Source organism: Maribacter dokdonensis DSW-8, assembly GCF_001447995.1.
GTDB classification, from domain to species: Bacteria; Bacteroidota; Bacteroidia; order Flavobacteriales; family Flavobacteriaceae; genus Maribacter; species Maribacter dokdonensis.
In genome coordinates this window covers 447644-471692 of record NZ_LDPE01000001.1, presented here as the reverse complement: position 1 = coordinate 471692, position 24049 = coordinate 447644, and the positions used below count along the sequence as shown (strand labels likewise).

Here is a 24049-nt window from a genome sequence, read left to right as displayed (position 1 = left end):
TCGATCTCCCTACTGTTTAAAGATTTTATACGCTGTTTTTGTTAAGATGAGGCTAAAAAGGGAAGGTTTTTCTATAATCTTCGTTATTCCCTACTAAGAACAATACCTTTGTATCTTAATTAAGTGAAATAGTAGAAATTTATAGTATGAGCAAAGTAAAAGCAGATAGTCAAGTACGTGTACATTACACAGGAAAATTAAGTGATGGTCAGGTATTTGATAGTTCGGTAGACAGAGAACCTCTTGAAGTAAAATTAGGACAAGGTAGTTTGATTCCCGGTTTTGAAAAAGGTTTGTTGGATATGGAACCTAACGAGAAAAAGACTATCGTCATAGCTAAGGAAGATGCATACGGGGAAAAGCAAAAAGAGCTTTTTCAAACTGTACCAAAATCTGAATTACCAGCGGAAATTGAGCCAAAAGTAAATATGGCTTTAATGGCCACTAATGCAGATGGTAGTGAAAGACAATTGCGCGTAGCAGAAGTTAATGAAAATGACATAGTGGTTGATGCAAATCATCCATTGGCCGGTGAAGATTTGACCTTTGAGCTAGAGCTTGTTGAGATCAAATAAATAAACTAGGTAATAAATTAAAACCGCCTATTAGGGCGGTTTTTTTTTGGTTCAATATTAAATGTTTTGAACCTTAATAATATTATATTTGGGTATGTATTTAAGAACATTAGTAATCATGGTTTTGGCTACTGCCATGGCAAGTTGTAAAGATGTTAACACCAACACTCAAAAGGCAACAGTTAATGAAGGTAGTGTAGTTGAAAAGAAATTGACTGCTACCTATGAAGATTTGGAGGGCAATGCAATTTCCTTAAGCGATTATAAAGGCAAACGCGTTCTCTTAAACTATTGGGCTACGTGGTGTAGGCCATGTATAGCGGAAATGCCGGATATGGAAAAGGCACAGGCTATATTAGAGAATGAAAATTATGTATTCTTATTTGCTTCGGACCAGTCCGTGGCAAAAATTGAAAAGTTTAAAGAGGCACGAGGCTTCAATCTGAATTTTATCAAATTTAATGGTGTCTATGCTAATAAAGGGGTAAGTGCCTTACCGGCTACCTTCATCTATAATGAAGTAGGTGATCAGGTGTTACGTTTTGATGGAGGTTTAAAATGGGATAGTCCAGAAATAATTGAAAAACTTAGAGCTGTTCAATAATGCGTAAATTAATATGTACTGCTGTTGTATTTTTGGTTTTAGGTATCAGTTTTGGGTGCAAAAATTCAACCACTAAACCGGAACCCAATAAGCAACTGCCACTGGTACAAAAAATGACTTCTCCTGCTGCCATGGCTAGCTCTTTACCTCATATCATGGTAAATAAAGATGTTGCCTTAATGTCTTGGGTAGAAACTGTTGATGATACTTTGACCACTTTAAAATATTCAGAATTAGTGGATGGTGAATGGCAAGAATCAGAAAATATACTGAATGGTACAAACTGGTTCGTGAATTGGGCAGATTATCCTATGATCTCTGAAAATAATGGTAACCTTTGGTCTCACGTTTTAAAAAAATCTAGCCTTGGCACGTATTCTTATGATATTAAAATGAACGTGAAACCAAAAGGAGAAACACATTGGAATACAGATTTGCGTTTGCATACGGATGGCACGCCCACTGAACATGGATTTGTAAGTATAGTTCCTTATAAGAACAATTTTTTTGTGAATTGGCTAGATGGAAGAAATACCGAAGCAAAGGAAGTAGGGGAGCGCGGGGCAATGACACTGCGTGGTGGTGTAGTTTCTGCAACGGGTAATCTAATTGAAGAATATGAATTAGATGACAGGACTTGCGATTGCTGCCAAACAACTTCCGCGATAACCGATAACGGCCCTATTGTAATTTATAGGGACCGATCAGATGAAGAAGTTCGTGATATAAGTATAGTTCGTCAGGTTAACGGGGAGTGGTCGGCACCTAAAGTAATACATGAAGATGATTGGCAGATTAAAGGATGCCCCGTGAACGGTCCTAAAGTTGATGTTTTAGGTAATAATTTGGTCGTAGCTTGGTTTACCGGTGCGGGCAACAAACAAAAAGTACAACTGGTATTTTCCTCTGATGGTGGTGCTCAGTTTTCAACTCCTATTACCATAGTTGAGGGAAAGGTAATGGGTAGGGTAGATGTACTTTGGGCAAATGAGGAAACCGCTGTTGTGAGTTGGATGGAAGCAAATGATAAGACCGCATTGTTCAAAGCAATGGCAATTACTATGGACGGGAAAACATCTCAGCAACAAGTAATTACCGAAATGGTAGATTCTAGAAAATCCGGTTTTCCTCAAATGGAAATTATGGAAGAGACCTTGTACTTTGCTTGGACGGAACAGGAAGCAGCCGTCACCCAGGTTAAAACCGTAAAAATGCAGGTAGAAGCGTTATCGTTTAATTAACCGAAATCAATTCAACTTCAAATATTAATACTGAACCGCCTGGTATTCCATTGACATCAAAATTACCATAACCTAGGTGTGCCGGTATAAGTAATATGCCATTTCCTCCCTCATTAAATAAGGGTATACCCTCGGTCCACCCTGAAATCACTTGGTCTAATCCTATGGTAAGTCCATCCGTATTTTGGTCAAAAACACGTCCATCAAGTAAGTATCCTTTGTAAGCAACGGTTACATTCGATGTTGCTGTAGGTTTTGCGCCCTCTCCTTGGTTTTCAATAATGTAATGTAGACCAGAATCCGTTTTTTGAGATTGAAGAAAATTATCTTCTAAATACGTATTAATTTGCTCTTCGTTGATTTCAGTATAATCAATTGGTTCAACAACTATAGGATTGGTATCATCCGATAACTTGCAAGAAACCAATGCGGTAAAAATAAAAAAGCAGGTAATATATTTCATATGTTTTTTAAGGTAAGATACGTTCTAGGTTGATTATACTTTTTCTCTTTAAGAAGTAATTAACCCATTTTAAAAATGATAAACTTAAACTTTTAGGCAATAAAGGTGTTCACAGAGAACCTTACACTACAATGCTTATATAAGTATTTTTGAAATTTAAGTGCTTGGGATTGCGACTCAAAAATAACAGCTTCTGTAATACTGTTGGCTAAAACAAGATGCCCAATTAGGTATTCTACGTAGTAGGTGTTGTTTTCAGAAAGGAGAACAAAATTTGGTTTCGTTGTCACGCTTATTAAATTATGGTACTAAAATAAAGTTTTTATTTTATTGATCCTAATTTTTTCTTTTTTCCTTGTTGAACGGTCTTGAGATAGTAATGAATTTACTTTTACTGTTTCTGAAGAAAATGTTGATGTTCATCTATTTGTTTAGATGGTGAATGATTAATTTGGATTGTTTTATGATGGATAAAATCATTAGAATTAGCAAAATAGCACCTTTGTATTAAGATAATTAGTAATTTTGCATGTAATGAAAATGTTAGCTCACAAATTTATCTCTGTTGTTATGGCAGTTGTAGTGCTTTTATCTACAATGTCATTTAGTGTAGATATGCATTATTGTGGAGATATGTTGGTTGATTTTTCTATCATGGAGCAAGTGAAAACTTGCGGTATGGAAAAAGTTAAAACCGATTGTGAGAACACCACTATAACCGAAAAATCTTGCTGTACAGATACTCAATTGAATGTTGAAGGAGCAGAAAGCATGAAAGTATCATTTGATCAATTATCTTTTGATCAACAGGTTTTTGTGGCTACATTCACGTATTCTTACATCAATCTTTTTCAAGGAATTGATTCTAATGAATTTTCCTATAAAGATTATTCCCCTCCGTTTGTCAAACAGAATGTGCAAGTGCTGCACCAGACGTTTTTAATTTGATTTATTAAATAGTTCCGGTTTTTGATCGGAAATTGAGCCCTACAAGATACCTGTTTTGGGCATGTTTTGTTTGTTATTGTTTTAACATCTAAACTTTTAATTCAACTATTTAATATCAATGATATATGCTAAATAAGAGCATTAAATTTCTCATAGAGAACAAGTTGGTTGCTGTATTGTTACTGGTCTTGTTTGTATGTTGGGGTATTGTAAGCACTCCTTTTAATTGGAATACGGGTATTTTACCTTCTAATCCGGTAGCAGTAGATGCCATTCCCGACATTGGCGAAAACCAACAGATTGTTTTTAGTAAATGGGAAGGTAGATCTCCTCAAGATATTGAGGACCAAATTACCTATCCATTAACGACAACCCTATTGGGTATACCGGGGGTTAAGACTATCCGTAGCTCATCTATGTTCGGATTTTCCAGTATATATATCATTTTTGAGGAAAATGTTGAATTTTACTGGACACGGAGTAGAATTCTTGAAAAACTAAATTCACTACCTAGTGGTCTGCTACCGGACGGAGTAAATCCCACTCTAGGTCCAGATGCCACAGGTTTAGGACAAATTTATTGGTACACTTTAGAAGGGCGTGATAAAGATGGCAATGTAACTGGTGGATGGGATTTACAAGAATTACGTAGCATACAAGATTATTATGTAAAGTACGGTCTTGCCTCGGCTGGCGGAGTATCTGAAGTAGCTTCTATTGGTGGGTATGTACAGGAATATCAAATTGATGTGGAGCCTGAAAAAATGAGGCAGTACGGTATTGGATTGGGAGATGTAGTTAAAGCGGTGAAGGAGTCCAATCAGGATATTGGAGTGCAAACCTTAGAGATGAACCAGGCGGAATATCTGGTTAGAGGTTTAGGCTATGTAAAATCAATTGCAGATATAGAGAATGCCGTAGTTACCTCAAAGGATTTTGTTTCAATACGTGTTAAGGATGTAGCTAACGTTCACTTGGGGCCACAAACTAGAAGAGGTATTTTAGATAAGGAAGGTGCAGAAGTTGTTGGTGGAGTTGTAGTGGCTAGGTATGGCGCCAATCCGTTAGAGGTAATAAACAATGTAAAGGAACAAATTACAGAGATATCTTCTGGTTTGCCTTCAAAAATATTAAAAGACGGTCGTACATCTCAATTGACCATAGTACCGTTTTATGACCGTACGGAACTTATTCAAGAAACCTTGCATACTTTGGATGAGGCGCTTACCCTAGAGATTCTTATAACCATTCTTGTAATTATCGTAATGGTATATAATCTGCGTGCATCTATCCTAATATCGGGATTATTGCCCGTTGCCGTATTAATGGTTTTCATAGCAATGAAACTATTTAATGTAGACGCTAACATTGTGGCCTTATCGGGAATAGCTATCGCTATTGGCACTATGGTAGATGTAGGTGTAATCCTAGCGGAGAATATGATAAGACATCAAGAGGACGATAAACTACGCCTTAATGCCAATGGGGAGGAATACACTACCAATGAAATTATTTATAATGCCACTTCAGAAGTTTCTGGAGCCATACTAACGGCAGTTTTAACCACTATCATTAGCTTTTTGCCTGTATTTACCATGATAGGGGCAGAGGGAAAACTTTTTAGGCCATTGGCATTTACAAAAACCATGGCATTAACGGCATCACTGGTTATTGCACTTTTCTTAATACCGCCCATTGCCGCATTTCTTTTCAGAAAAAGAAATATAAAAAAAGGTACGGCCTATGTTGTAAACGGTCTTTTCGTAATACTGGGTATCACTGCAGTTATATATGGTTTTTGGTTAGGATTGCTGTTAGTTGCCTTTGGGATAATTGCTTTTTTAAAGTTGAAATCATTTATCTCTACAAGCCAAGAAAATCTTATCAATATAGGTGTTTCTACTTTAGCAATCGTAATGTTATTGGCAACGTATTGGAGACCACTTGGTTTTGATCGAAGTATTATTTTGAACTTGATTTTTGTCTCCATTATTTGCTTTGGTCTTTTGGGGGTTTTTGCAGTTTTTAGAAGATATTATGATCAAATTCTACGTTGGGCACTAAAAAATCGTTTGCTCTTTTTAACGATTCCCACTACTGTTTTGCTATTGGGGTTCTTGATCATGAAAAATACGGGTAAGGAATTTATGCCGGCACTTAATGAAGGTTCTTTCCTCTTAATGCCCACTTCTTTGCCGCATGCCGGTGTAGAAGAGAATAAGCGTGTATTGCAGCAGTTAGATATGGCCGTTGCCGGTATTCCTGAGATAGAGACGGTGGTAGGTAAGTCTGGTAGAACGGAATCTGCACTTGATCCAGCTCCGCTATCCATGTATGAAAATATGATTCAGTATAAGTCTGAATATATGCGGAATAGTAATGGTGATAGACAACGTTACAAAGTAAATAATGATGGCTTGTTCGTTCTCAAAAATGGTCAGTTTGTCATTAACCCGAATAACCAGATTAATGAAGACGCCAGTTACAAAGCTTCACAGCTTAAGACAACTGCTACAAATAAAGATCTGATAGCGGATGAAGACGGATTATATTATAGAAATTGGCGCCCCGAAATTAACAGTCCAGATGATATTTGGAACGAGATCGTTAAAGTGACCAAATTTCCAGGTGTGACTTCTGCCCCAAAATTACAACCTATAGAGACCAGGCTTGTAATGCTGCAGACCGGTATGCGTGCTCCAATGGGTATTAAGGTGAAAGGTCCTGATCTTAAAACCATAGAGAATTTTGGGCTGCAATTGGAATCTATTTTAAAAGAAGTAGATGGGGTCAAAAAGCAAGCTGTATTTGCAGATCGTATTGTTGGTAAACCATACCTGCTAATTGATATTAAACGTGATCAGCTAGCGCGTTATGGACTTTCTATTATGGATGTGCAAGAGGTGTTGCAGGTTGCCGTTGGGGGTATGCCATTAACACAGACCGTTGAAGGAAGGGAGCGTTACGGGGTAAGGGTTCGTTACCCTAGGGAATTAAGGTCCAATCCCGATGATTTAAAGAACATATATGTTCCTGTAAAAAATGGGTCTCAAGTACCCTTGGATGATCTAGTTACAATTAGGTATGAACAGGGTCCGCAAGTAATTAAAAGTGAAGATACTTTTTTAATAGGCTATGTATTGTTTGATAAATTAGATGGTTTTGCCGAAGTAAATGTTGTTGAGAGTGCCCAAGCTTTAATTGATAAGAAAATTGAAGAAGGCAGCTTAACGGTACCTCAAGGTATAAGCTATCGCTTTACGGGAACTTACGAAAACCAACTAAGAGCAGAGAAAACCCTTTCTATTGTGGTGCCCATGGCATTATTGATCATTTTCTTGATCTTATATTTTCAATTCAGGTCGGTAACCACATCCTTAATGGTGTTTACGGGTATAGCAGTTGCTTTTGCCGGCGGGTTTGTAATGATCTGGCTTTACGGACAAGATTGGTTTTTCAATTTTAGCTTGTTCGGTGAAAATCTGCGCACACTTTTTAATATGAAGACCATTAACTTAAGTGTGGCCGTTTGGGTTGGTTTTATTGCCTTGTTCGGTATTGCTACAGATGACGGCGTGGTCATGGCAACCTATTTGACCCAGACATTTGATAGTGAGAAACCTACGGATAAGACCGGAATTAGAAAAGCAACTTTAGAAGCTGCAGGTAAACGTATTCGTCCTTGTTTAATGACTACCGTAACCACAATATTGGCATTGCTACCGGTATTGACATCCACAGGAAAAGGTAGTGATATTATGATACCTATGGCAATTCCAATATTTGGAGGAATGATTATAGATATCACTTCATACTTTTTAGTTCCGGTATTGTTTAGCTGGAAAAAAGAATATCAACTTAAAAAATTAAACAGATGAAAAATAGTATACTAAATATCTGTTTTTGGTTTGTTGTTCTTTCCGTAAAAGCACAACATGTTCAAAAGTATATAGAAGAAGCGGTTGAAAATAATCCTGAGATTCAATCTCTGGAATTAAGATATCAAATTGCGGATGAAAAAGTAAATGAGGCGGCTTGGATTCCTAATACGGAAATAAGTGCCGGCTATTTTGTAAGTGAACCGGAAACTAGGGTTGGCGCACAACGTGCAAGGATAGGGGTAAAACAAATGTTGCCATGGTTTGGTACAATTACCGCCCGTGAAAATTACGCTACCTCAATGGCAGATTCGGAGTATGTGGAAATCGTTATCGCAAAAAGAAAATTGGCGCTATCGGTATCCCGATCATATTATGAGTTATTTCTAATTCGTTCAAAGCAAGGAATACTTGAACAAAATATTCAACTACTACAAACCTATGAGCGCCTGGCATTGACCTCGGTACAAGTGGGAAAGGCTTCTGCGGTAGATGTTTTACGATTACAGATTCGCCAGAATGAGCTACAACAGCAAATAGAAATACTAGAAGAAGCTTTTATTTCTGAACGGGCAGCCTTCAATATTTTACGCAATAGAGAAGAAAATTCAGCTGTGGAAATAGTTGCCTTATTGGAAATTCCCAATGAAGATTTTGGTATAGATACAGAAAAACTTGCCCTTAACCCAGAGCTATTAAAATATGATAAACTTTATGAGTCTGTTGTAAAATCAGAATTGCTTAACCAGCGTGAAAGTGCACCTGCAATTGGGTTTGGTATAGATTATTTGCCGGTTAGCGAACGTACCGATATGGACTTAGATGACAATGGCAAAGATATTTTAATGCCCATGGTTTCAGTTTCAGTGCCCATTTTTAATCAAAGGTATAAATCTATTTCCAAGCAAAATGAATTACGAAAACAAGAAATAGAATTTCAAAAGAATAGTCGCCTTAATGTATTGGAGTCTGCTTTTGCAAAAGCGATATCAGAACGTAACCAAGCTAGAATAGCCTACAACATTCAAAGTAAAAATGTAGCCCAGGCCAAAGATGCCGAGCAAATTCTAATTGCCAATTACGAGACCGGCACAATTGACTTTAATGATGTTTTGGACATACAGGAACTACAGCTCAAATTTGAGTTGAATCAAATAGCATCTATTCAGCAATACTACCTGCAATCGGCAATTATTAATTACTTAATAGACTAGGCTATGGACAAGAAATTATTTGTAAAGAATATGGTGTGTAGTCGCTGTATTAAAGTCATTAGAAGTGAAATTAAAAAGTTAGGTATTACATTGAAAAACATTGAGTTAGGTTCAATTACTTATACAGAAAGTTCTAATGATGACTTTGTAAATATACAATCGGCATTAGAGCAAAATGGTTTTGAAATATTACTTGGTCAAGAGCAACGATTGGTAGAACAAATAAAAATTGAACTCATTAAGTTGTTACAAATATTACCGTTTCATTTAGAACATGCACTGTCTAAGTATTTAGAGGGTTTAATGGGCTTGGAGTATTCAAAAATCAGTAAGATATTTTCCGTGAATGAAAATGTTACTATTGAAAAGTACTTTATAAAACTTAAGCTGGAAAAGGTGAAAGAATTGGTACAATTGCAAGAATACAACTTTACCGAAATTTCACAATTACTTGATTATAGCAATGTAAATCATTTAAGTAGGCTTTTTAAGAAAGAAACAGGTATGAGTTTAACGGAATATAAAAACAATCAGTTGAATAGAAGAAACACCTTAGACGGAATTACGTAGATAAGAACCATAATTATGACACAAAACTTTTTAACGAGATAATAAATTTGAAATTAAAACTAATACGATGAAAACAACTAAAAGAAATATAGGATCAGTGGTATTTGTTACTGTTTTGATGCTATCAGTATCATGCAAAGAAACCAATAAAAAGTCAACACCATCGGCTAAAGAAAGTGTAGAAAAGCAAGAGGTTTTGGATGAAACAGGGACTATGGGCAGTGAACAGAATGTAAGTTCAGAAAGTGTACTTGAAGATTATTTTAATTTAAAGAATGCATTGGCTGAAGATGATAACAATACTGCTAAAAAATTGGGCGGTGTACTTGCAGCCTCATTGGGTAATCTAAATAAGTCTTCTTATACGGATAGTCAACAAGAAACCTTAGCTGCCATAGCTGAAGATGCTCAAGAATATGCGGTAGAAATTTCAAGTAGTGATTTAGATAGTCAACGGGAACACTTTAAATATTTAAGTGTAATTATTACTGATATGATTGCTATTACAGGTAGTGAAAGTACGGTATATGAGCAGTATTGTCCAATGTACGATGGTGGTACGGCTTGGTTAAGCACAGAGAAAGCTGTATTAAACCCTTATTATGGCAGCTCTATGCTGAGATGTGGTACGGTACAGAGGGAAATCAACTAAGTTTAAAAAGATAGTAAAGAATAAAGTCCTGGTACAGGAAGTGTATTTCTTATGTTAATGGTTAGTGTTTAATCACTTCCGTATCAGGCATTTTTTAAGGTTTAATAGCAATTATTTTTCGGTTCAGGTTAAGCTGTTCCCTATTAATTGTTGAATTTATGGTAGTCCAAGTAAGGCGTTATAGAATCGGTTTTCTATGCTACACCTTATGATTAAGAAATTAAACTAAAGTGCATTATGAAACACGTTTATCACATACACGGAATGACATGTAACGGATGCCGAAGTCATGTTGAGCAAACACTTTCAAAAGTTGATGGTGTTACCAATGCATCTGTAGATTTAGAAAAAGCGGAGGCAACTATTGAAATGCAATCGCATATTCCAATAGAGACTTTTCAGAACGTGCTGAAGAAAGAAGGCGGTACATATTCTATTCATGGTTCTAGTGAAGACTTTAATAAGGATGTATCTAAGAAAGATAACCATGTAAAGAAATCAAAGAAGGGCAACGGCACCTTTTATTGTCCCATGCATTGTGAAGGTGATAAAACTTATGATAAGCCGGGTGATTGCCCGGTTTGTGGTATGGATCTGGTTGAAGAACAGAACCTCTCTTCTACATCATCAGAACAGTGGACTTGTCCTATGCACCCAGAAATAGTTAAAGATGAAGCGGGCTCATGTCCTATATGTGGTATGGATTTGGTTCCTATGGAGGCTGATAGTCCTGCAGAAGAGAAAACCTATAAGAAATTGCTCAAAAAATTCTGGATCGCATTAGCATTTACCTTGCCCATATTCATTATTGCTATGAGCGAAATGATTCCGGATAACCCATTATATAAGGTTATGCCCCAGAAACTATGGAACTGGATTCAGTTTGCCTTATCAATTCCGGTGGTGTTCTATGCTACGCGCATGTTCTTTGAAAGAGCGTTTAGAAGTATAAGGACATGGAATCTTAATATGTTTACCTTAATTGGTATCGGTGCCGGTGTCGCATGGCTTTTTAGTGTCTTTGGTATGTTGTTTCCAGATTTTTTTCCAGCACAATTTAAAACGGAATCCGGTGCAGTGCATGTGTACTTTGAAGCCGCAACGGTGATATTGACGTTGGTATTAATGGGTCAGGTATTAGAGGCCAGGGCACATAGCAAAACAAATTCTGCGGTAAAGGAACTATTGAAACTTGCCCCAAATAAAGCCATAAAAGTTGTGGATGGCAAAGAGGAAGAAGTAGCTATAGATACCATTGAAAAAGGAGATGTTTTACGAGTTAAGCCAGGTGATAAAATTCCCGTAGATGGTAAGATTACTGAAGGAGACACTACTGTGGACGAGTCCATGATCTCCGGTGAACCTATACCGGTAAATAAAACCATTGGTGATGATGTTAATAGTGGAACCATAAACGGAAACCAATCTTTCTTAATGCAGGCGGAAAAGGTAGGCAGTGATACCCTTTTATCTCAAATTATCCATATGGTGAACGATGCTAGCCGTAGTCGTGCGCCTATACAAAAGTTGGCCGATACCGTTTCCGGGTATTTTGTACCGGTGGTTGTCCTTGTTTCCCTAATAACATTTGTAGTATGGGCGATCTGGGGTCCTGATCCTGCGTATGTTTATGCCTTGGTCAATGCAATAGCGGTTTTAATAATTGCTTGTCCCTGTGCTTTAGGGTTGGCCACGCCCATGTCAGTAATGGTCGGTGTTGGTAAAGGAGCTCAAAACGGGGTACTCATTAAAAATGCTGAAGCACTTGAGAAAATGGATAAGGTAAATACACTTATTGTTGATAAAACAGGTACCATAACAGAAGGAAAACCAACTGTTGATAAAATAGGGGTTTTCTCTAAAGATTATACTGAGAATGAGATTTTACATCTAATTGCATCTCTGAACAACTCCAGCGAGCATCCACTGGCCCAAGCCACGGTAAAGTATGGAAAAGAGAAACAGGTAGAGATATCTAAAACAGAACAGTTCAATTCCGTAACAGGTAAAGGGGTAGAGGGTAGTGTAGACGGTAAGTCTCTCTATTTAGGCAATGCTAAAATGATGGAATATGCAAATGCATCGGTATCGTCACAAATGCAATCAGAAGTTCAAGACCATCAAAAGCAAGGTAAAACAGTTTCATATTTAGCGGTAAATGAAGAAGTAGTCGGGTATGTTGTTATTGGTGATAAAATTAAATCCTCTAGTGCAAAGGCCATTAAAGAACTACAGGATAAAGGCATAGAGGTGATAATGTTAACCGGTGATAACCACAATACGGCACAAGCTGTTGCCGGTGAATTGAACCTTACCGATTTTAAAGCTGAAATGTTACCCGAGAATAAGCTCAATGAAGTTGAAAAATTGCAAGAGCAGGGTAGGGTTGTGGCTATGGCCGGTGATGGTATTAATGATGCTCCTGCCTTGGCTAAAAGTGATGTAGGTATTGCCATGGGCACAGGAACGGATGTTGCTATTGAAAGTGCCATGATCACATTGGTAAAAGGAGATTTACATGGTATTGTAAAAGCTAGAAACCTTAGTCATAAAGTTATGCAGAACATAAAACAGAATCTCTTTTTTGCTCTGATCTATAATACACTTGGTGTGCCTATAGCTGCGGGAGTGTTATTCCCATTTTTTGGCATACTGTTGTCGCCTATGATCGCGGCTTTGGCAATGAGTTTTAGTTCTGTATCGGTAATTGCAAATTCATTAAGGTTAAGAGGTTCGGATTTAGATTGATATAAAAAATGGTAAAGCGTAAAACGGCATTAAGAATAAGAAAAGCACATAGGTATTTGGGTATCTTTTTGGGTATTCAGTTTTTGATGTGGACTATTAGTGGAATGTATTTTAGCTGGACGGATATAGATGAAATACACGGGGATCATTATAAGAAAGTAGTTCCTGAACAGGCATCTTTTTCAAATTTGATAGGAAGCTCCCAAATAGCTATTCAAGAACCTATCAAAACTTTAGAATTGCTTGAAATTGCTGGGCAACCGTATTATTGGATCAACAATACAAAGATCTTTAACGCACGTACAGGGGCAATAAAAGAAGGGCTCACAGAACAAGAGGCATTAAATGTTGCTGACCGCTTTATGCTTTCTGACTTAGAACTTGGGCAAATACAGAGAATTGATGCTGTGGGCAAGCATCATGAATATCGCGGAAGACCTCTACCTGCTTATGAAATTTCTTATAAGACAGATAAAAACTTAAAGGCTTATGTAGCTGTCAACAATGGCAGGTTTCAAACAGTTAGATATAGAGATTGGCGCTGGTTTGATTTTCTTTGGATGACCCACACTATGGATTATCAAGGCAGGGACAATTTTAATAATATAATACTTAGGGCCTTTTCCCTTTTGGGATTGATTACCGTTGGTAGCGGATTTTTGTTGTGGTATACAAGTTCGCCTACTATCAGGAAAATTAAAAAGAAATTGAATTAAAACTAAAAAATCATGAAAACAGAAGAACAAAAAAATCATAAAATGGATACCAATAACTATACAAAATTTGCGCTGATGCTAGGAGCATCGTTTGTGGCCATGTACATCACCATGTACTTAAATACCTATGCTATAGACCATGTTTATTTTAGTCTCACAAGGTTTTATATGAGTTGTTTGGGTATTTCAACCATGGCATTGATCATGTTTTTTGCCATGCGCAATATGTATAAGAACAGAAAGAAGAATATGGTTATAATCATTGGCAGTATAGCTTTGTTTTTAGGTGCTTTGGGCTTGGTTAGGGTACAAGCGCCCATTGTAGGCGATGTGTTGTGGATGAAGGCAATGATACCGCATCATTCTATTGCAATTTTAACCAGTGAACGTGCAGATATTCAGGATCCAGAGGTCAAAAAGTTGGCCAATGATATTATCAAAGCACAAAAAAAGGAAATTGAAGAAATGAAGGCAATGATCCAGCGCCTTGAAAACGAAAAATAAGCATGAGGAAAAATGTTCTTTACCTAGTTGCCGCCGTGTTTGTAGGGTTGCTTTGTGGCTATTTTATATTTGGCACTAATTCTACTGAAACAGTGCACAATGATCATGACCATGAAGAGGTTGGGTCCAGTGAAATGTGGACCTGCTCTATGCATCCACAGATCATGCAGCCAGAACCAGGGGATTGCCCCATATGTGGTATGGATTTAATACCTGCGGAGACAGGTGCGGACGGACTTTCGGCCAACGAAATTAAAATGAGCGAAAATGCCATTGCCTTGGCAAATATTCAAACAACTATTTTAGGATCGGTTGCTGGTGCATCTGGGGATAACAGTATTTTACTTTCCGGTAAAATTGTACCCAATGATGAGAATAATGCGGTACAGGCCAGTTATTTTGATGGTCGTTTAGAACGTTTACATGTGAATTATGAGGGTCAAAAGATACAGAAAGGCCAGCTATTGGCAACCATTTACTCCCCTAATTTGGTCGCGGCACAACAAGAGCTTTTGACCACGGCAACCCTTAAAGAATCTCAACCGGCTTTATATGAAGCGGTGAGAAATAAATTGAAATTGTGGAAATTATCCGATGCTCAAATTGCCGCAATTGAAACTACAGGTAAGGTTAAGGACAATTTTCCGATCTATGCTACGGTAACCGGTACCGTTACAGAGGTTACGGCTAGGGAAGGGGACTACGTAAAACAAGGCCAGCCTATATTAAAAGTGAGTAATCTTACTACGGTTTGGGCAGAATTCGATGCTTATGAAAATCAAATATCAAGTTTAAAAGTTGGACAGAAAATAAAAGTAGTGTCAAATGCTTATGCTGCAAAAGAATTTGAGGCAACAGTATCCTTTGTAGACCCAATTTTAAGCAATGCTACCCGCACGGTCATTGTTAGGGCCATTCTAAAAAATACAGATGACTTATTTAAACCGGGTATGTTCGTTACCGGTAAAATCTCTGGTGAAAACAACCATAATGAGGATGTTATAACCGTGCCTGCAAGTGCTGTAATGTGGACGGGGGAGCGGTCTTTGGTATACGTAAAAACTAGTGTGGATCAACCCATTTTTGAAATGCGGGAAGTAAAGATCAACGGAAGAAACGGTGAGAACATAAGTATAGCTAGCGGCTTACAGCATGGAGAAGAAATTGTTACCAATGGTACGTTTACCATTGATGCTGCTGCACAGTTACAGGGTAAGAAATCTATGATGAACAAAATGGGAGGTAGGGTAATGACCGGACATGAACATCATACTGGGATGGAAGCTAGTAGTAATAAAGCAGAAACATCATCTCATATGGAGATGGAATTTTCAAAGTCTTTTCAAGATGATTTTTCAAAGGCCTTGCATACCTATTTGGAAATGAAAGATGCGTTTGTTTCTGGTGAACCCCAGCAAATTACTTCTTTGGCCAAAAAAGCTGCTGCTGCTTTTAAATCATTACCCAAAAAGGATTTGGGTACACTTGAAAAAGAACATTTGGAAAAAAGTATAGCCATGTTCTCGGCAATTGGTAATAGTGGTCATCTAGGACAACAAAGGGAACATTTAGTAGTCTTAAATGAACATATGGTAGCAATGGCCATGAATTTGAAATCACCTTCAGAAAATTTATACGTACAACGTTGTCCTATGGCCAATAGTAACCAAGGTGCGGTATGGCTAAGTCTTGATGAAGAAATTAGAAACCCTTATTACGATAGTGGTATGTTAACCTGTGGTAGTGTAATACAGGTGATTCAATAGACCATTGAATAGGAAGAGGAAATGAAGAGACAATTGAAAGAATTAACAGGTGCAATTTTAGTACAGTTGCAATATAAAAAAGCTGAATCCCTCATAAAAAAGGGAATCAGTTTTAATGTGGGTAATGAATTGAATTTTAATGAACGATTAATGCGTGCAGCCCTTTTAAAACAAGCGGAGAAAAATGAAGATTTCAATCTACTGGCCAACTATCATAAAAACTTTTGGAAACATACCGGTAGAAAGTATTTCTCGGAAAAAGGAAGTGTGTTAAACGATTTTTTTCTACCACATTGTTTACCTGTTTTTCAAAGCCTTATAAAGCTCCTTAAGGGCAATCCTGAAAAATACCATACCATGATAGAAATAGGTACGGGTAATGGTGAGGTTCTAGAGTATTTGAGTAGACAGTTTCCGCAAATAGAGAAATTCGTAGGTATAGATTTAAGTACTGATCAAATTGAATTTAATACTAAAAAATACCAGCAATATCATAAGTTAAATTTCGTTGCCGCGGATGGTGCTGAATGGATTAGGAAAAACGGAACGGACAATATAATTATTATTACTTCAGGTGGTGTTTTAGAGTATTTTACACAACAACAATTAAAGCATTTGTTTAAATATTTAAACCATTTAAGAAACACTATCTTCATTGCCATAGAACCCATTGGGGTAGATGTTGATTTCACTAAAAACCCAAATTCGCAACCTTATGGAATAGAGCGGTCATTTTCCCATAACTACACACAGCTTTTTGAAGATGCTGGATTTAGCTTATGGTACCAATCCGTAATAGAAGGGGTGCAAAAAGAAGCCGATTTTGGAGTGTTCGGCGCCATAAACCTTTAGGATATCATATAAAGATTCAGCCTAGTATTTCAAATAAATAACCAAACCACAACTAAGAGAATACCGATGACCACAAAAATAATCAACTTTTTAAAAAAGTATGAAATCTGGATATTTTTAACCCTGGCGCCATTGTTGAATTTTGTGATCACCTACGCAAAAAGTAAGGGGATTATAGATTTTTTTCCATATACCAATGGTAGGTTTTATGCACTGTTTTTCTTGTTAGTATTTATAGTGAAAATTACCAAGGGGAATGAAGGTATCAAGAATTTGTTCAGACCAATGGCAGTGTGGAAGCTACACCCTAAATGGTATTTGTTTAGTTTGCTCTTTGCATTTACCATAGGTCTCATCACCTTATCGATCAAAGCCATATACCATAATGATATATCTTTTCTTCAGTTCCAATTGTATATACCCACTTTAAAATTCACGTTGTTCTTGTTATCATGGGCATTTTTGGGAGAGGTGGTCTGGATCGGGTATGCCGTGCGTGTACTGTCAAAGAAAATAAATCCGTTTTTGGCAACTCAGATTATTGGTTTTGTATGGTCTTTATGGTGGTTGCCGTCTGTTTATATCAATGTGGGCGTTATAGAAGATTTACCGGTGTGGCCCTTATTCTTGAATATGATGGGCGCAGCAGGTATGTGTGCCATAGTGTATTCAAAAACTAAAAGCGGTATTTGTGTTTTGGTGATACAATCTATGTTGAACATGTCTTTGGTATTATTACCAATTTCTCCAGATGCCGGTGATTATACGTATACCATATTTGCCGTATTATATTTTCTGATCATGTTGGTGTTTATGTATTTCATGCCGCTTAATATTCACTCAGAACCTAAAAAGGTTTCTTAGTTTGAAATTTGCTAACGTGAACTTATAATTATCCTATTGATGAAAAGTCGGTGAGACGATGTAGGTGGACTTATAAGTTAGTATTTCCTAGGTTATGTATAATTATGAAATTTGTATAGGATAGTGGGTTGTTTAAAAGTCTATTTTACATAATATAAATTATAGTACAAATATAGTAATTTAGTGAATAGCGCATTTCCGCGCTATTTTACATAGTTACGTTATAAGGCCCGCAGGAGAATTATAACAAAGTAATTATGTAAAAACGAAACTTTTGTCACGGGTTATGTAAAATAGCCGCTACCAAGCGCTCGATTGTTTTTTAAAAATAAACTCTTTAATGCGTTCATTTCTAAACACAATTTGCCAACGCTTGGCCAGCGCCAAAAAAAGCAAAACTTTTAGATTATTTTGAAATAAAGGATTTATAAGAAACTATACGGCATAAATTTTTCATGAACATTTAGTCAGCTTTCCGCAAGAGCTAAAATTTTCTCTGCGAGTAAAATTCTTAGCACTTGCTACCACTTAGCTCTGTTTCAATAATTACTTTAAGTACTTTTAATATTATGTAAAATAGACTTTAAACATTTTAACCATTAAGTGTAATGTTTATCTTTTTTTCTTGATACGGCAAAGTATCTTTGAGCGAGATGATGCGGCCGCGAAACAAAAAAACAAGGCTTACAGTTCTGGTAGCTATCGGAATTTAGAAACAACCTGCCTGCCGTCAGGCAGGTGTACGAGTTGGTCGCTAAATTTTAGGAACCATTTAAAGCCCTTAAGACCGCTTAAAGGCAATCTAACCAATTGTAGCGGTAAACTATTTTTTTATCCAGCCCTGTAAAATTCTTAACGCTCCACTCTCCTATTTTTTTAGCCAAAGTTTTATGAGGTCATTTCTACCTAGTGAGATTTCTAGCCGATTTATTCATTTCTACACCCCAAGGAAATATTCTAGTTGCAAAATACGCTATAGGCATTGCTGCTCCTAATTGAGTGGTTTTTGCTTCTTCTTTCCTTACCATTCTACAAAACCATCTATCACCTCTATTTGCTTCTTCACAAATTAGTAAACCAGCAAATGTATAAGCTAAAACTATAGCAGGAATTTCACCTCTAGGAGTTTTCAATGGTTGATATGAAGAGTTATTGTTTACAGGAAAGTAATTATTTATTACCTCAATTAATGAATCATAAATAGAACCAATTGTTGGAACTGTAATTCCTGGATGGACAACTTTTCCCGCTAAAGTGGATACGTCAGGAACATTTCCTAATGAATTAAAAGATAGACTAGAAAAAAAAGGTAATAAGCCAAAATTCCTAGTTGAAGACCATTCAATTAAAGCATCAATTATGTCCTTGTGTGCAGGAGCATTAACTAAAGTTCCTGCAGGATCATGTAATTCTAAATATAAATCATGTTCATGAAATTCATGATTATCACAAAAACCGGAAGTTCTATTGATTCTAAAATCATTATTACAACCGACTATTTTACAAACTCTATCATTTGCTAAATGGTTTAACTTATTTCGATTAATATGATTACGGCCAGTTGTTTGTTCCATTATCATTTATAGTTATTCTCCAATTATTTATATTCCTATTTATTGGGTTAATCATTAAAAATTTGTTTTAAGATAAATCTGCTATTTAACCAATAACTTTTCTTTTTTTCAAAAGTTCCTTGAGGAGTTTCCATTAAATCTTTAGAATTAACAGCTTTTGGTCTTACATGGCAAATATTGTGATCTTTCAATTTCCAGAAATTTTCATAATCCCCTTTTCGGACATTATCTTTGGTGTGTTCCCAAAACTTTTCTGCTGTTTCTAAATCTTTAATTGGCATAGTCCAAAACATTACTTTCTTTAATCTCGCAATCTTATTTTCATCTTTTTGAAAGATTACAAATAAAAAGCGTTTGGTTAACTTGTTAAACCAATACGATTCTTCCCATTCTTCATTAATGATTTCTTTATACTTTATTTGTGCGAAAGACATACTTTCTTTTAAAGTACCTGTTACTTCAAGCTTAATAGTTTTTAATTCTATTTCTGCTTTTTCAAATTCTTCAATTTTGTCTTTACTAATGCCTAATATAGCTTTTGCAAAAACATAACTTTTATTTTTTGCTCTTAAGTTAACATTTAGGTTGAACTTATCTTTTAGCTCTTGTTCAGAATAACCATAATATTTTGAGAATTTTTCAATAATTACATCTTCAAAAGTTTGCCCTTTTTTATAATCATTAACATCTTTAATTATAGATTCATGATTCTCAAATAAATTACCATATCCAGGTTTAGATTCATTTAATGCATTAATATCTTCATCCAAAAATTGAAGATATTCATCATCAAATTTTGTTAAATTATTATCTCCTTTTAAACTTTTCGCTATAATAAAGTTTAAATATTTTGATTTTAATGAAAATGCTCTTTGTTGCGCTTTTTCATTTGAAAATGGTTGTGTTCTTCTTGATTTTAAAGCTGTAGATCCTTTTGTACAAGCACCAAGATACAAAGTATCTCCTTCTGAAATTTCATGAGCTTTTCCAGACTTAATTTTAGTTACAATTGTATTCCAATCGTCTTTAATAATTTTTAAGTCAGTCAAAGGAAAACGCCATAATCTAGCTATTTTAAACAGATAATCTATATCTATTTTATCTTTCTCATATAAATAAAACAATAAGAGTAAAAAACTGTTTTTTTTCCAAAAACTACTTTCTTTAAAAGTATATTTATATTCTTCCTCGAAATCTATGATATTGAAAACCAATCGCTCTTTAGAAACAAGCCCTTTTGAGGTTTTTTTTATAGGAGTGGTTTTTAATTCTACACCTGCTTCAGGGAAGTCTGGTTCAGGATTAGAGTTTGGTTTATACCCAAAATATAAGAATTCAACTAATTGTCCAAGTTTGCCTTTGCCAGAATATGCATTTTCTAAATCATTACCGTATAAATCTCTCAAAGATTTATTAACTAGACCTTTAGAATAATTCTCAATTGAGATAGGGTCTTTTTCATCATATGGTAATTGTTTATGCAAATTGTTCCTCGTTTATATCAGCATCTACTCTTTCGCTTAATTCTTCTCCTAATTTTTTAACTATTCCAACAACTAAAGCATTTCCCATAAAAAAAGCTCGTTTAGTGTCGGATATTCCATCTAACTCTGTATGGTTGTCAGGAAACATATTTAAACGTTCAAGTTCTTTTGGAGTTAATCTTCTTAATCTCCCATTTTGTTCTACCACATGCTTGAATCTTGATGGTGACTTGCCTCCTTCTCCTGTTATAATTGTTCTAGAAGCATTATCTAATGCATCTGGAAAAATCATACTCCCTTCACTATAATTATATTTAAAGCCTTCTTTAGTCTGTCTTACTTCACTTTTAGAACCTTTAAGATACTTCCAGCCTTTTTGTTTATTTATATCTTCTTGTGATATGAAAAACTCATTTGGCACTTCTTCAATATCAATTAATTTACTTCCAAGAGTTTGTTTTAATCCATGATAATCTGGTTTTACTTTAACTGTTGTAAACTCACCATTAATCATCACTCCACAATTTTCAAATGGACTATTTTTTTCACCTTTATTAAATTCTTCAGAAATATTGATTAAATCTCCTTCAATATTACCTCTATTTATTTTTTCATTTATCTCTCGAACTGGAAAAGCCGAAGCTATTACTCCATCAGAATCAAGCCAATCTTCTTTGTCTTGTGTTTCTAAAATTCTGTTGTAGATATTAGTATCATTACGATAAGCTAAAAAGAAAACTCTTCTTCTTCTCTGTGGCATTCCATATTCAGCAGCATTAATGACTCTCCATTCAACAGCATAACCAAGGTTATTTAATGAAGCTAACATAACTGCAAAATCTCTACCTCTTTGTTTTGATGGAGATTTTAACAACCGATCTACATTTTCAAGCATAAGATATCTTGGACTGTTTTCAGCTTTTCTTCGTAGAATAGCTTCAATACTCCACCATAAAACTCCTTTTTTTCCAATTAAACCTTTAGAATTTTTTAAAGTTGTTGCTACAGAATAATCTTGACAAGGAAATCCACCTACCAATAAATCATGATCTGGTATTTCATCAAATTTGTTTTCTATTACTTCTTCAATGTTTTCTCCACAATGATTAGCATTTGGCCAACGATTCTCATAGACCATGTTTGCATGTTGTGCTTTAGTACTAGGTTCCCATTGGTTACTCCAAACAACATCATAATTTGCATCATTCTTTTTTGGATATCCTTCTAATCCTATTCTAAATCCGCCTACTCCAGCAAAAAGTTCAACAACTCTAATTGGCATATAATAATCTTTAAATGTAAATTTTAAAAAATAAAAATATGATTTTTAAACCTAAATATAACAGCGATAGTAATAAATTGATGAAGTACTTTTCAATATTCTATACTTAATCCCATTTCACACACATTCACTTCTCTCCTATCGTCGTTTCGTGTAAAAAGTGTTTCATTAGCATTAGTAAAAAAAGCTTTGGAGAAGAAAACTTTTAAAAGAAAAATCAGCAAATGAAACTATTGCTTTTACCAAAGCAAAGTAACATAATACAGATCATTATAGTACAAATATAGTAGTTTAGTGGATAGCGCATTTCCGCGCTATTTTATATAGTTACGTTATAAGGTACGCAGCAGAATTATAACAAAGTAATTATGTAAAAACGAAATTACGGTAAGTTCAACTATATTCTAATTGAGGCAGCCGCTTCATCTCGCCGCCAAATAATATCAGCCACTGGCTAACTTTATTTGTCACGGGTTATGTAAATCGGTAAGTTAATAAGTGTTTATTCATAAGGTATTTATTGTTTTTTAAAGGAGTTCATGAAGCTCGTACCTCGGTTTCATTACCTTATAAAAGAGAATTATTAAAAGATACATTAAAGAATGTATAGCACCAAATACTTTGCTTTACTCAAGCAGAGTTACATTACGCAGAACAATGTTTGTTGAAATCTATTTGCCATACCTAAAAAAATACGGAACATTTTGATGTAATAATTTAGAATTTACTTCGAAGAAAGAATATTTTGTATTGCTTGGCAAACTTCATAGGTTTTTGCTTTTAACGCCCATTTATTTAGACTTTCTAAATCGTCCTCATCCATATCATCAATTTCAATTACTATTTCTTCCAGACTTTTGTCTTTTAGATATTTAAGTAATTTTTTCATCGCATACTCATTAGATTTCAATACTTCATTCATTAATTTGTCGTATACATCTTTGCTATACATATTGTTTGATGAATTAGATGTTGTGTTAAAATATATCTTGTTCAATTTATATTTTTTTTTGATACGGCAAAATATTTTTTGTGCGAGATGATATAATGGCGAAATTGAAGCAGGAAATTCATGAATACTTACAAACTGGCTGTATATCAACAGTAAACATGCTTACTTCTTTGAAGTCTGCTCCAAATAAGTACTTTCAAAGATTTTATCAGCATTTGCAGCTTCAAAACCTTCCCTCCTATGCTCTCTTTGTATTTCATTCTTGTCTAAAGACGCAAATTTTGGCAGTATGGAGCGCTCTGCAAATTCCACATAACTTCCTGAAATTTTCATGGTTTCGTTATGTGCAAAGGTTGCTTCAACCATTTCAGCTACCGAACTACTTTGGCGTAATAAACCGTCCTTACTGGTTTTTATTTTTCCGCCAGACGTATTAAGCACAACTCCCAATCCTTCTAAAAACTCATTGAATACTTCCAAAGAATTATATGGGGAAGGCAAATCATGAACACTAATGGTGTAGTGATTTAAATAGTAACGATTGTAAATCACCCAAGCGGCATATTCACTTTCCTCCGATAGTTGTTGAAAATGGGCTAAGGTTGGCAATTTCCATAACGGCTGATAGAAAAAATCACCAACTGCCTTTGTATCGTCCAAATCAATGGTATCCATAGGGTCTGTATTGATGGCGTTGGTATATTCAGAAATGATACGTTGCGCTTTACTAGATAGGTCTTGTACTCTTAGCTCACTAATAAAAATTCTAGGATACTCCGGGCTTGGCGGTGCATACCAATAGGCATCGAGTTTTTTACCTGGAAAATAATAGGAGTCCATTTTGGTGTATCCGTAGTGCAAAAATATCTTTTCAAAAGAAGAAATTCCCAAATTAGGAACACCTAACGTTCTAAAAGCAATATGATCGTTAACGATTTCATCTTCGCTAGAAATCATATCGGCATCGATCATTGCCTTGGAGATTTTTTCTACATCGGTAACGCTTTTTTTATAGGGAATAAACAAAGCGGTCAACACTTTATCTAAAGAAGTATTTTGTTGAAAATTCATAGCAACCAGGTATTAAAACTAAATATTAGATATAATTATTTTACAAAGTTCTTATCTAATTTGACAATTAACAATTAACATTGTACATTTA

Annotated in this window: 20 protein-coding genes; 14 read left to right on the top strand and 6 right to left on the bottom strand. The window is 35.5% G+C overall.

All coding sequences use genetic code 11. From position 1 onward, the window contains the following. The first annotated feature begins 146 nt into the window (after positions 1 to 146). The 3 genes from I600_RS02155 to I600_RS02145 all read left to right on the top strand — a co-directional run bounded on the left by I600_RS02155 (position 147) and on the right by I600_RS02145 (position 2420). Entirely contained in the window at positions 147 to 575 is a 429-nt protein-coding gene (locus I600_RS02155) for an FKBP-type peptidyl-prolyl cis-trans isomerase (RefSeq protein WP_058102862.1), read from the top strand. Positions 576 to 669: 94 nt separating this feature from the next. After that, a complete protein-coding gene (locus I600_RS02150) occupies positions 670 to 1179 on the top strand; it encodes a TlpA family protein disulfide reductase (RefSeq protein WP_245188830.1) in 510 nt (169 codons plus the stop codon). Further along, a complete protein-coding gene (locus I600_RS02145) occupies positions 1179 to 2420 on the top strand; it encodes a hypothetical protein (protein ID WP_058102861.1) in 1242 nt (413 codons plus the stop codon). The genes I600_RS02150 and I600_RS02145 overlap by 1 nt, the downstream gene beginning before the upstream one ends. Here I600_RS02145 and I600_RS02140 read toward each other — a convergent pair. Further along, complete coding sequence (locus I600_RS02140) at positions 2413 to 2883, bottom strand: FKBP-type peptidyl-prolyl cis-trans isomerase (protein WP_058102860.1); 471 nt, start codon at positions 2881 to 2883, stop codon at positions 2413 to 2415. The two genes, I600_RS02145 and I600_RS02140, sit on opposite strands and share 8 nt — an antisense overlap. A gap of 534 nt (positions 2884 to 3417) precedes the next feature. Between I600_RS02140 and I600_RS02135 the strand changes: the two genes are divergently transcribed. The 11 genes from I600_RS02135 to I600_RS02085 all read left to right on the top strand — a co-directional run bounded on the left by I600_RS02135 (position 3418) and on the right by I600_RS02085 (position 17595). After that, positions 3418 to 3831, top strand: coding sequence for an HYC_CC_PP family protein (locus tag I600_RS02135; protein ID WP_058102859.1), 414 nt, complete (start codon positions 3418 to 3420; stop codon positions 3829 to 3831). Between the two features lie 125 nt (positions 3832 to 3956). Further along, the gene (locus I600_RS02130; protein ID WP_058102858.1) at positions 3957 to 7709 is read left to right on the top strand and encodes an efflux RND transporter permease subunit; all 3753 of its coding nucleotides are present in this window, start codon (positions 3957 to 3959) and stop codon (positions 7707 to 7709) included. Further along, positions 7706 to 8923 (top strand): TolC family protein, encoded by a 1218-nt coding sequence (locus I600_RS02125; protein ID WP_058102857.1) that lies wholly within the window; start codon positions 7706 to 7708, stop codon positions 8921 to 8923. Before I600_RS02130 ends, I600_RS02125 begins: the two co-directional genes overlap by 4 nt. Before the next feature lie 3 nt (positions 8924 to 8926). Beyond that, positions 8927 to 9493 carry a helix-turn-helix domain-containing protein gene (locus I600_RS02120; protein ID WP_058102856.1) on the top strand — a complete coding sequence of 189 codons (567 nt, stop codon included), beginning with the start codon at positions 8927 to 8929 and terminating at the stop codon, positions 9491 to 9493. 67 nt (positions 9494 to 9560) lie between these two features. Continuing rightward, positions 9561 to 10145: a DUF3347 domain-containing protein gene (locus I600_RS02115; RefSeq protein ID WP_058102855.1), complete on the top strand. Its 585-nt coding sequence runs from the start codon at positions 9561 to 9563 to the stop codon at positions 10143 to 10145. A 237-nt stretch (positions 10146 to 10382) separates the two neighbouring features. Further along, positions 10383 to 12893 (top strand): heavy metal translocating P-type ATPase, encoded by a 2511-nt coding sequence (locus I600_RS02110; protein ID WP_058102854.1) that lies wholly within the window; start codon positions 10383 to 10385, stop codon positions 12891 to 12893. A gap of 8 nt (positions 12894 to 12901) precedes the next feature. Continuing rightward, on the top strand, positions 12902 to 13609 hold the full coding sequence (locus I600_RS02105; protein ID WP_058102853.1) for a PepSY domain-containing protein: 708 nt from the start codon (positions 12902 to 12904) through the stop codon (positions 13607 to 13609). 12 nt (positions 13610 to 13621) lie between these two features. After that, complete coding sequence (locus tag I600_RS02100; protein WP_058102852.1) at positions 13622 to 14113, top strand: DUF305 domain-containing protein; 492 nt, start codon at positions 13622 to 13624, stop codon at positions 14111 to 14113. A gap of 2 nt (positions 14114 to 14115) precedes the next feature. Further along, the gene (locus I600_RS02095; protein ID WP_058102851.1) at positions 14116 to 15879 is read left to right on the top strand and encodes an efflux RND transporter periplasmic adaptor subunit; all 1764 of its coding nucleotides are present in this window, start codon (positions 14116 to 14118) and stop codon (positions 15877 to 15879) included. A gap of 21 nt (positions 15880 to 15900) precedes the next feature. Continuing rightward, positions 15901 to 16731, top strand: coding sequence for a class I SAM-dependent methyltransferase (locus I600_RS02090; RefSeq protein WP_058102850.1), 831 nt, complete (start codon positions 15901 to 15903; stop codon positions 16729 to 16731). A gap of 66 nt (positions 16732 to 16797) precedes the next feature. Beyond that, positions 16798 to 17595 carry a CPBP family glutamic-type intramembrane protease gene (locus I600_RS02085; RefSeq protein WP_058102849.1) on the top strand — a complete coding sequence of 266 codons (798 nt, stop codon included), beginning with the start codon at positions 16798 to 16800 and terminating at the stop codon, positions 17593 to 17595. 902 nt (positions 17596 to 18497) lie between these two features. Here I600_RS02085 and I600_RS02080 read toward each other — a convergent pair. The 5 genes from I600_RS02080 to I600_RS02060 form a co-directional block, all read right to left on the bottom strand. Next, positions 18498 to 19169: a hypothetical protein gene (locus tag I600_RS02080; RefSeq protein WP_058102848.1), complete on the bottom strand. Its 672-nt coding sequence runs from the start codon at positions 19167 to 19169 to the stop codon at positions 18498 to 18500. A gap of 47 nt (positions 19170 to 19216) precedes the next feature. Next, a complete protein-coding gene (locus I600_RS02075) occupies positions 19217 to 20653 on the bottom strand; it encodes a MutH/Sau3AI family endonuclease (RefSeq protein ID WP_058102847.1) in 1437 nt (478 codons plus the stop codon). Further along, positions 20646 to 21935 (bottom strand): DNA (cytosine-5-)-methyltransferase, encoded by a 1290-nt coding sequence (dcm, locus tag I600_RS02070; RefSeq protein WP_058102846.1) that lies wholly within the window; start codon positions 21933 to 21935, stop codon positions 20646 to 20648. The genes I600_RS02075 and dcm overlap by 8 nt, the downstream gene beginning before the upstream one ends. A gap of 724 nt (positions 21936 to 22659) precedes the next feature. Beyond that, positions 22660 to 22857 (bottom strand): hypothetical protein, encoded by a 198-nt coding sequence (locus I600_RS02065; protein WP_167342508.1) that lies wholly within the window; start codon positions 22855 to 22857, stop codon positions 22660 to 22662. 192 nt (positions 22858 to 23049) lie between these two features. After that, positions 23050 to 23958 (bottom strand): DUF1338 domain-containing protein, encoded by a 909-nt coding sequence (locus tag I600_RS02060; RefSeq protein ID WP_058102844.1) that lies wholly within the window; start codon positions 23956 to 23958, stop codon positions 23050 to 23052. Positions 23959 to 24049: the final 91 nt, after the last annotated feature.